At 69.1% G+C, this 8162-nt stretch carries 9 protein-coding genes; 7 read left to right on the top strand and 2 right to left on the bottom strand.

Translation table 11 applies throughout. From position 1 onward, the window contains the following. The first annotated feature begins 262 nt into the window (after positions 1-262). Genes IC63_RS10705 through IC63_RS10695 form a run of 3 tightly spaced genes read left to right on the top strand, consistent with a single transcriptional unit; the run spans position 263 to position 2789 of the window. On the top strand, positions 263-1579 hold the full coding sequence (locus IC63_RS10705) for a site-specific DNA-methyltransferase (protein ID WP_036720095.1): 1317 nt from the start codon (positions 263-265) through the stop codon (positions 1577-1579). Then, positions 1579-2568 (top strand): DNA cytosine methyltransferase, encoded by a 990-nt coding sequence (locus IC63_RS10700; RefSeq protein WP_036720094.1) that lies wholly within the window; start codon positions 1579-1581, stop codon positions 2566-2568. The genes IC63_RS10705 and IC63_RS10700 overlap by 1 nt, the downstream gene beginning before the upstream one ends. Further along, positions 2565-2789 (top strand): DUF7220 family protein, encoded by a 225-nt coding sequence (locus IC63_RS10695; RefSeq protein WP_036720091.1) that lies wholly within the window; start codon positions 2565-2567, stop codon positions 2787-2789. Before IC63_RS10700 ends, IC63_RS10695 begins: the two co-directional genes overlap by 4 nt. A 54-nt stretch (positions 2790-2843) precedes the next feature. Here the strand turns inward: IC63_RS10695 and IC63_RS10690 are convergent, their stop codons facing one another. Both IC63_RS10690 and IC63_RS10685 read right to left on the bottom strand, forming a co-directional pair. Then, positions 2844-3416, bottom strand: a complete 573-nt coding sequence (locus tag IC63_RS10690; protein WP_036720087.1) for a DUF3489 domain-containing protein — start codon at positions 3414-3416, stop codon at positions 2844-2846. A 90-nt stretch (positions 3417-3506) separates the two neighbouring features. Further along, positions 3507-3731, bottom strand: coding sequence for a hypothetical protein (locus tag IC63_RS10685; RefSeq protein WP_036720085.1), 225 nt, complete (start codon positions 3729-3731; stop codon positions 3507-3509). A 112-nt stretch (positions 3732-3843) separates the two neighbouring features. Here IC63_RS10685 and IC63_RS10680 point away from each other — a divergent pair, with 112 nt between their 5' ends. Genes IC63_RS10680 through IC63_RS10665 form a run of 4 tightly spaced genes read left to right on the top strand, consistent with a single transcriptional unit; the run spans position 3844 to position 8159 of the window. Continuing rightward, positions 3844-4440, top strand: a complete 597-nt coding sequence (locus IC63_RS10680) for a hypothetical protein (protein WP_036720084.1) — start codon at positions 3844-3846, stop codon at positions 4438-4440. Then, entirely contained in the window at positions 4388-6391 is a 2004-nt protein-coding gene (locus IC63_RS10675; RefSeq protein ID WP_052042107.1) for a phage terminase large subunit family protein, read from the top strand. The genes IC63_RS10680 and IC63_RS10675 overlap by 53 nt, the downstream gene beginning before the upstream one ends. A gap of 2 nt (positions 6392-6393) precedes the next feature. Beyond that, on the top strand, positions 6394-6603 hold the full coding sequence (locus IC63_RS10670; protein ID WP_036720082.1) for a phage head-tail joining protein: 210 nt from the start codon (positions 6394-6396) through the stop codon (positions 6601-6603). Next, on the top strand, positions 6603-8159 hold the full coding sequence (locus tag IC63_RS10665) for a phage portal protein (protein WP_036720079.1): 1557 nt from the start codon (positions 6603-6605) through the stop codon (positions 8157-8159). The genes IC63_RS10670 and IC63_RS10665 overlap by 1 nt, the downstream gene beginning before the upstream one ends. Positions 8160-8162 lie beyond the last annotated feature (3 nt).

Genomic DNA, 8162 nt, shown 5'->3' with positions numbered 1-8162 from the left:
ACCCCCCCCAGACGACTTCGCGGTTCCTTCTGCGCGACATTCGTATGCTGGCGGGCGAAGCGCGGGATTTCGCCAGCGTCAGGGCCGGATTTTTGGGAAGCCAGCCAGAATCCGGATCCACCCGCCTCCCGTACTAACCCCAATGAACGCTGGCCTTCCGACCGGACACCGCTGGTGGCCGCTGGACCCCGCGTGGAGTCCGGCACGGCATCCGGAGTCCGGAAGCCACCGGCATCCACCCGACTGAGGAACCTTGCCCACCATGACGCTGAGCTTCGCCCCGGACGCGATCGAGACGTGGCCGCTGTCGCGCCTCCAGCCCTACGCGAAGAACGCGAAGGCGCACGGGTCGGACCAGGTCGCGAAGATCGCCGCCAGCATGGTCGAGTTCGGCTGGACCGTGCCGTGTCTCGTCGCCGAGGACGGCGAACTGATCGCCGGCCATGGCCGCGTGCTCGCCGCGACGCAGCTCGGGCTGACCGAGGCGCCGGTCATCGTGCTCGGTCACCTGACCGAGGCGCAACGCCGGGCGTACCGCATCGCGGACAACAAGCTGACCGAACTCGGCACCTGGGACGAGGCGCTGCTGTCGGCCGAACTGAACGATCTGCTGGCTGAAGACTTCGACCTGTCGCTGGTCGGGTTTTCCGACGGCGAACTGGACAAGCTGCTGGCCTACGTCGCGGAAGACGACGGTGAAGAAGGTGGCACCGGAGGCTCCGTGCCGCCGGTGACCATCCCCGAACCGCCGCGTAACCCGGCCTCGCGCACGGGCGATCTGTGGATCCTCGGCGATCACCGGCTGCTCTGCGGGGACTCGACCAGCCACGACGATGTGCGCCGCCTGATGAACGGCGAGCGGGCGATCCTGTTCGCGACCGACCCGCCCTATCTGGTCGATTACGACGGCTCGAACCATCCGACCCGCAACAAGGACTGGTCGGCGTCCTATGGCACGACCTGGGATGACAGTTCTCAGGGGGCCGAGCTTTACGACGGCTTCATCGCGGCGGCCGTGGCCGAGGCGATCACCGAAGATGCTGCCTGGTACTGCTGGCACGCCTCGCGCCGCCAGGCGATGCTGGAAGCCTGCTGGGAAAAGGCCGGAGCCTTCGTCCATCAGCAGATCATCTGGGTGAAGGACTGCGGCGTCCTGACCCGGTCTCACTACCTCTGGAAGCACGAGCCCTGCTTCATGGGCTGGCGGCGTCCGAACCGCCCGCCGAAGGTCGCCGAGCAGACGCTGCCCTCGACGTGGGAGATGCCGTCCTTCGCCAAGGACGAGCGCCCCGACCACCCAACGCCGAAGCCGCTTGACGCCTTCGGCATCCCGATGCGCCAGCATGTGGCGCGCGGCGGCCTCTGCTACGAGCCCTTCTCGGGCTCGGGGTCGCAGATCATGGCGGGCGAGGCCAATGGCCGCCGCGTCTTCGCGATGGAAATCAGCCCGGCCTATGTCGATGTTGCCGTGGAACGCTGGCAGGCCGAGATTGGCCGCGACGCGATCCTCGACGGCGACGGCCGGACCTTCGCGCAGGTGAAGGCGGAGCGGCTGGGCGACAAGGCCGATGCCGCCTGATGGCCGTCTACTACAACGATGCCAACCCCGCGGCCTGTGCATGGCTGCGGGAGTTGATCGCGGCCGGGCTGCTGCCAGATGGCGATGTGGACGAGCGTTCCATCCTCGACGTCGAGCCCGCCGACCTGCGCGGCTTCGCGCAATGCCATTTCTTCGCCGGAATCGGCGGCTGGTCTTACGCGCTGCGACTCGCGCGCGTAGCGGAGGATCTGTCCGTCTGGACCGGTTCGCCGCCCTGCCAGCCATTCAGCCAGGCCGGGCAGCGCAAGGGACAGGACGATGACCGCCATCTCGCCCCGACCTTCCTGCGGCTCGTCGCGGCCTGCCGCCCGGAGCTCGTCTTCGGCGAGCAGGTCACCAGCGCGGCAGTGCTCGGACCGGTTGGCGGCGCGGCTCGAGCAGCAACTGAGGGCGCGGCTAGCTGGGCGTGGTTCGACGCTCTGGCAGATGCGCTGGAAGCGGCATCTTACGCCGTCGCGGCGGCTGATCTGCCGGCTGCGGGCATCGGCGCGCCGCACATCCGCCAGCGGCTGTTCTTCGGCGCCGTCGCCCTGGAAGCAGCCCCTCTCGGGATGGGCGACGGCCTCGGCGCGGGATCACAAGGACGGATCGGAATGCCGGGCGGTGCCGATCAATGCGCTGCTCGGCCGACAGGTCTGGCTGGCGGGTTGGCCGACGGCGATGGCGGGCTCGCCTGCGACGGAGCGCTACAACGCGGCCGGCAACACCGATGCGAGCCGCAGGACGGTGAAGCTGGTGGACTGGTCGATGGCGCCGACCCTGCCGGGGCCAATGCGACGGACGGCGTCTGGCGAGATCCGGACTGGCTCCTCTGCCGCGATGACAGCTGGAGGCCCGTTGAGCCCGGAACATTCCCGCTGGCTGATGGGATACCCGGCCGCATGGGGCTGATGCGGGGCTACGGCAATGCGATCGTGCCGCCGCTCGCGGCGAAGTTCGTGATGGCTTTCATGGAGAGCCTGCGATGAAGCAGAGCCGGACCATGTCGATGCTCGAGGCCACGGCAAACGTTGTCGTCGGCTACGTTTTGGCCATCGCCACGCAGATCGTCGTGTTCCCTTGGTTCGGGATCGAGACGGGCCTCGCGGAGCATCTGTCCATCGGCCTCGCCTTCGTGGGCGTGTCGCTGGCGCGGGGCTATCTGCTGCGCAGGCTGTTCGAGGCGATCCGGATACGGAGCTTGGAATAAGGGACCGCCGCCCCATGCGGGACGGCGGCATCGGGACCGTCGTGATATGCGGTGTCAGTCCTCGGCGATCATGTACGCCCTGCCGCGCCCCTCGATCTTGTCAGAGGTGATCGTCAGGCCGAGTTTCTTTTTCAACGCGCCGGCAAGCGCACCCCTCACCGTGTGCGGTCTCCAGTCCAAGGCGCTGACGATCTCGTCGATGGTTGCGCCACCCTCGGCGCGGAGCATCTCGATCAACTTCGCCTGCTTCGTTCCCTCGCGCGGCTTGCGCGTCTTGGGCGCGGCCTCAGGTTCTTTGGGAGTGTCCGGCGCGGGCTCCTCGGTCGGCGCGTCCGTCGCGCCCGCAGGCGCGGGGTTCGCGTCCTTGAGCTCGATGCCGATGGCGGCCAGCCCCGCGTCGGTGGCGACCAGCGTCACGCCGTGGCCGTCGCCGGTCTCGCGCCAGACGGGCTCGCCGTTGCGAATGTCGGCGTCGACCTCTTCGAGGAAGCCCTTGGCGAGCATCGCGCCGATCACTTTTGCGGCGGCCCCGCCGCGCAGGGACTCGGGCAGCGGCAGGGCGATGTGCTCGGGCCGCTGAGCGGCGGCGCTCAGGATCAGGGCTTGGGTGTCGGAAAGCTTGGTCATCGTCGTCTCCCGTATCGGGGCGCGCGGCATGCGGGCCCTTCTACGAGGTCGAGCCCGCCAGTCGGCGGGCGGGACCGGGAGCGGGTCGTCTTACTCGGCGTGTTCGCCTTCGTTGAAGGCCATGTCGGTGATCTCGCGCAGCTTGGCGCTGTAGTGGTTCAGGGTGCCGACATGGCTCCAGTTGATCTCGTCGGGGTGGGTCTCGAAATGGTCCGCGCTCAGGGCGGCGAGCCGCTCCAGCATCGCATCGATCTCGGAGTTGGCGGCGATGAAGGCGTCGAGGGCTTTCGTGTTTTCGGTCGCGCAGCGGGTCATTTTGGTGGCTCCGTAGTGAGTTGCATCGTCCTTGTGGAAGGGACGTTCGCTCCGGTCGCGACGCTTATCAACTCTATAAGCACATGATTTCGAATGATAATCGGAGCTGTCTATGCAGGGCATGAGCGAGCGCCAGTACGCCGCCCATGTCGGGCTGTCGCGGGGCGCGATCCAGAAGGCGAAGGCGGCTGAGCGCCTGGTCCTCTATCCCGACGGCAGCATCAACGCGGCCGCCAGCGACGCCAGACGGGCCGAGACGACGGACCCGTCGAAGACCCGCAAGCCGCCCGCGCCGAAGCTGAAGCCCGTCCCCGAGGCTGCCGTGGCCGCCGTCGGCGACACGCTGCGCGAACAGGGTCTGGCTGTTCCGGCGGTGGGCGGCGGCACGACCTTCCTGCAGGCCAAGACCGCGAACGAGGTGCTGAAGGCGCAGGAGCGGCGCATCCGGCTCCAGAAGCTGAAGGGGGAGTTGATCGAGCGGGCCCGCGCGCTGGCGCTGGTGTTCCGGCTGGCGCGGGAGGGACGGGACGCGTGGGTGAACTGGCCCGCACGCGCGGCGGCGCTGATGGCGGCCGAGCTCTCGGGCTCATCCAGCGACGCGACGGGCCAGCAGATCACCGTGGAGCCAGCCGCGATGCAGAAGGTGCTGGAGAAACATGTACGCGCCCACCTCGCCGAACTCGCCGAGGTCCGGCCCGACTTCCGGTGATGATGATGGCCTGACGGACTTCGACGGCGCGGGCGAGATCCTGCGCGCCTGGGGCAACGGGCTCAGACCCGACCCCGACCTGACCGTCTCGGAATGGGCGGACCGGCACCGGATGCTTTCGGGCCGCGCCTCGGCCGAACCCGGGCGATACCGCACGCTGCGCACGCCTTACATGCGCGAGATCATGGACCGGCTGTCGCCCGGCGATCCAACCCAGCGGATCGTGTTCATGAAGGCCGCGCAGGTCGGCGCGACCGAGGCCGGCAACAACTGGATCGGCTTCGCCATCCATCAGGCGCCGGGGCCGATGCTGGCGGTCCAGCCTACAGTGGAACTGGCCAAGCGAAACTCACGGCAGCGGATCGACCCGCTGATCGACGAGAGCCCGGAACTGCGGGAGCGGGTGAAGCCCGCGCGCTCGCGCGACGCGGGCAACACGATGCTGTCCAAGGAATTCGCGGGCGGCATCCTGATCATGACCGGCGCGAACTCGGCGGTCGGGCTGCGCTCGACCCCGGCGCGCTACATCTTCCTCGACGAGGTCGACGCCTATCCGGCCTCGGCCGACGAGGAAGGAGATCCGGTCACGCTGGCGGAAGCGCGGTCGCTGACCTTCGCCCACCGACGCAAGGTGTTCCTGGTCTCGACGCCGACCATCCGGGGGCTGAGCCGGATCGAGCGGGAGTACGAGGCGAGCGATCAGCGCCGGTTCTTCGTGCCATGCCCGCACTGTGGCCATGCGCAATGGCTCAAGTTCGACCGTCTGCGCTGGCAGAAGGGCAAGCCGGAGACGGCGGAGTATCACTGCGAGGGCTGCGACGCGGCAATCGCGGAACACCACAAGACGGCGATGCTGGAGGGCGGCGAATGGCGCGCGACCGCCACGGCCGCCGATCCGAGCACGGTCGGGTATCATCTCTCGGCGCTCTACTCGCCGATCGGCTGGCTGAGCTGGGAGCGGATCGTGCGGGCATGGGACGCGGCACAGGGCTCGGACGAGGCGATCAAGGCGTTCCGCAACACGATCCTCGGCGAGACATGGGTAGAGACTGGCGAAGCCCCGGACTGGCAGCGGCTCTACGACCGGCGCGAGCGCTGGACATTCGGCACGGTGCCTGCGGGCGGGCTGTTCCTGACCGCCGGGGCCGACGTGCAGAAGGACCGGATCGAGGTCGACGTCTGGGCCTGGGGTCGCGGGCTCGAAAGCTGGCTCGTCGATCACGTCGTGATCGAGGGCGGGCCGGACCGGCACGACGCGTGGTCGGAACTGACTGCGCTGCTGGATCGGTCCTGGCCGCATGAACGCGGCGCGCATCTGCGCATCGCGCGGCTTGCCATCGACACCGGCTACGAGGCCCCGGCGGTCTATGCCTGGTCGCGGGCGCAGGGGTTCGCGCAGGTGTCGCCGGTGAAGGGCGTCGAGGGGTTCAACCGCTCGAGCCCGGTCTCGGGCCCGACCTTCGTCGACGCGACAGAGGGCGGCAAACGCCTGCGGCGCGGGGCGCGGCTCTGGACCGTGGCGGTGTCGACCTTCAAGGCCGAGACCTACCGCTTCCTGCGGCTGGCACGCCCGAACGAGGAGGAGATGGCCGACGGGGCGGCGTTCCCGCCCGGCTCGGTGCACCTTCCGCATTGGGTCGAGAACGAATGGCTGAAGCAGTTCGTGGCCGAGCAACTGGTGACGGTGCGCGCGAAGCGCGGCTTCGCTCGGCTCGAATGGCAGAAGCTGCGCGAGCGCAACGAGGCGCTGGATTGCCGGGTCTATGCCCGCGCCGCCGCCTGGATTGCGGGCGCGGATCGCTGGCCCGACGAGAAATGGCGCGACCTCGAGGATCAACTCGGGGCCGCCCCCACCGACACCGATCCCGCCGGGCAGATCAACCGGCCGGGACAGGCCCCGCAGGGCAAGCGCCGCTCCGACTGGCTCGGACGGCGCGGAGGATGGTTCTGAACATGACCGACTGGACGGACACCGAGCTTTCGGCGCTGCGCCGGGCCTATGCCAGCGGCACGACCCGGGTCAGCTATGACGGCAAGTCCGTCGACTACGGCTCGGCCGAGGATCTGCTGGCCCGCATCCGGACCATCGAACGCGCTATCGCAGGCACCACCCGGCCGCTGCCGGTGGCCGGTCTGGCTGGCTTCTCTCGCGGGGACCGGTGATGTCGGCGACCTGGTTCGATCATGCCATCGCATCGGTGGCCCCGCGCATGGCGGCCCGCCGCGTGCTGGCGCGCCAAGCCTTCGAGACGCTGACACGGGGCTATGACGGCGCCGCGCGCGGACGTCGCACTGATGGCTGGCGTGCCCCCGGATCGTCGGCCGACACCGAGATCGGCGTCGCCGGGGCGCTGCTGCGCGACCGGATGCGGGATCTCGTGCGCAACAACCCGCACGCGGCGAAGGCCGTCGCGGTACTGGTCAACAACATCATCGGCGCGGGGATCATGCCGCGCGCCGCCAGCGGCGACGACAAGCTGGACCGGAAGGTCGATGCGCTCTTCGAGCGCTGGACGGCGCAGTGCGACGCGGACGGCCAACTCGACTTCTACGGGCTGCAGACGCTGATCTGCCGCGAGATGGTCGAGGCGGGCGAGGTCCTGGTGCGCCGCCGGTTGCGGCGAGCGAGCGATGGCCTGCCGGTGCCGCTGCAATTGCAGGTGCTGGAAGCCGACTTTCTCGACGCCACGAAATCCGGCGCCCTCGGCGCGGGGCGACTGGTCCAGGGGATCGAGTTCGACCCGGTCGGCAAGCGCCGGGCCTACTGGCTGCACGCCGAACATCCGGGCGACGCTTACGGTGCCTTGCAGAACGGGTTGCAGAGCCGCCCGGTCCCGGCGACCGAGATCGCCCATGTCTACGAGAAGCAGCGCACGCAGGCGCGCGGCGTTCCCTGGGGCGCGCCGGTGATCCGCAGCTTGCGCGATCTCGACGACTATGAGGTCGCCGAGCTGGTCCGCAAGAAGACCGAGGCCTGTGTCACCGCCATCGTCTTCGGCGACGACGAGGCGCAGCAGGGCATCGCGCCCTCCGTGGTCGATGCCGACGGCAACCGGGTCGAGCAGTTCGAGCCGGGGCTGATCGCCTACGCGCGTGGCGGCAAGGACATCCGGTTCAACCAGCCCTCGGCCACCGGCGGCTACGGCGAATACAAGCGGGCGAGCCTGCACACGATCTCGGCCGGGTTCCGGGTGCCCTACGAGCTGCTGACGGGGGACCTGAGCCAGGTCAACTATTCCTCGATCCGGGCGGGCCTCGTCGAGTTCCGCCGCCAGATCGACGCAGTGCAGTGGCAGCTCTTCATCCCGATGTTCTGCGCCCCGGTCTGGCGCTGGTTCACGGAAGCCGCGTGGGCGGCGGGCCAGATCCCGTCGCCGACCGTGCCGGTCGAGTGGTCGCCGCCGAAGTTCGAGGCGGTCGATCCGCAGAAGGACGCGATGGCGAACCTGCTGTCGATCCGCTCCGGCACCATGACGCTGGCTGAGGTGATCGCGAAACAGGGCCGCAACCCCGACGCCGTGTTGGCCGAGATCGCGGCGACCAATGCGAAACTGGACGCGCTGGGGCTGGTTCTCGACAGCGATCCGCGGCGGGTGACCAAGACCGGCAGCGCGCAGGCCAGCGATCCGGTGAATGATCCCGCCGCCGACGAACCAAACACCGACGACCCAGCCGCCGACGCGGACCCCGATCCGGCGCAGACCGACCAACAGGACTGACCT

Source organism: Paracoccus sphaerophysae (assembly GCF_000763805.1).
Taxonomy (GTDB): domain Bacteria; phylum Pseudomonadota; class Alphaproteobacteria; order Rhodobacterales; family Rhodobacteraceae; genus Paracoccus; species Paracoccus sphaerophysae.
Note: the sequence above shows the minus strand (reverse complement) of the source record. Positions and strands in the feature narration are given on the sequence as shown.

Coding starts and splice junctions, on each gene's coding strand:
- IC63_RS10705 (WP_036720095.1), top strand. CDS start 263: ATGACGCTGAGCTTCGCCCCGGACGCGATCGAGACGTGGCCGCTGTCG.
- IC63_RS10690 (WP_036720087.1), bottom strand. CDS start 3,416: ATGACCAAGCTTTCCGACACCCAAGCCCTGATCCTGAGCGCCGCCGCT.
- IC63_RS10665 (WP_036720079.1), top strand. CDS start 6,603: ATGTCGGCGACCTGGTTCGATCATGCCATCGCATCGGTGGCCCCGCGC.
- IC63_RS10700 (WP_036720094.1), top strand. CDS start 1,579: ATGGCCGTCTACTACAACGATGCCAACCCCGCGGCCTGTGCATGGCTG.
- IC63_RS10695 (WP_036720091.1), top strand. CDS start 2,565: ATGAAGCAGAGCCGGACCATGTCGATGCTCGAGGCCACGGCAAACGTT.
- IC63_RS10670 (WP_036720082.1), top strand. CDS start 6,394: ATGACCGACTGGACGGACACCGAGCTTTCGGCGCTGCGCCGGGCCTAT.
- IC63_RS10675 (WP_052042107.1), top strand. CDS start 4,388: ATGTACGCGCCCACCTCGCCGAACTCGCCGAGGTCCGGCCCGACTTCC.
- IC63_RS10685 (WP_036720085.1), bottom strand. CDS start 3,731: ATGACCCGCTGCGCGACCGAAAACACGAAAGCCCTCGACGCCTTCATC.
- IC63_RS10680 (WP_036720084.1), top strand. CDS start 3,844: ATGCAGGGCATGAGCGAGCGCCAGTACGCCGCCCATGTCGGGCTGTCG.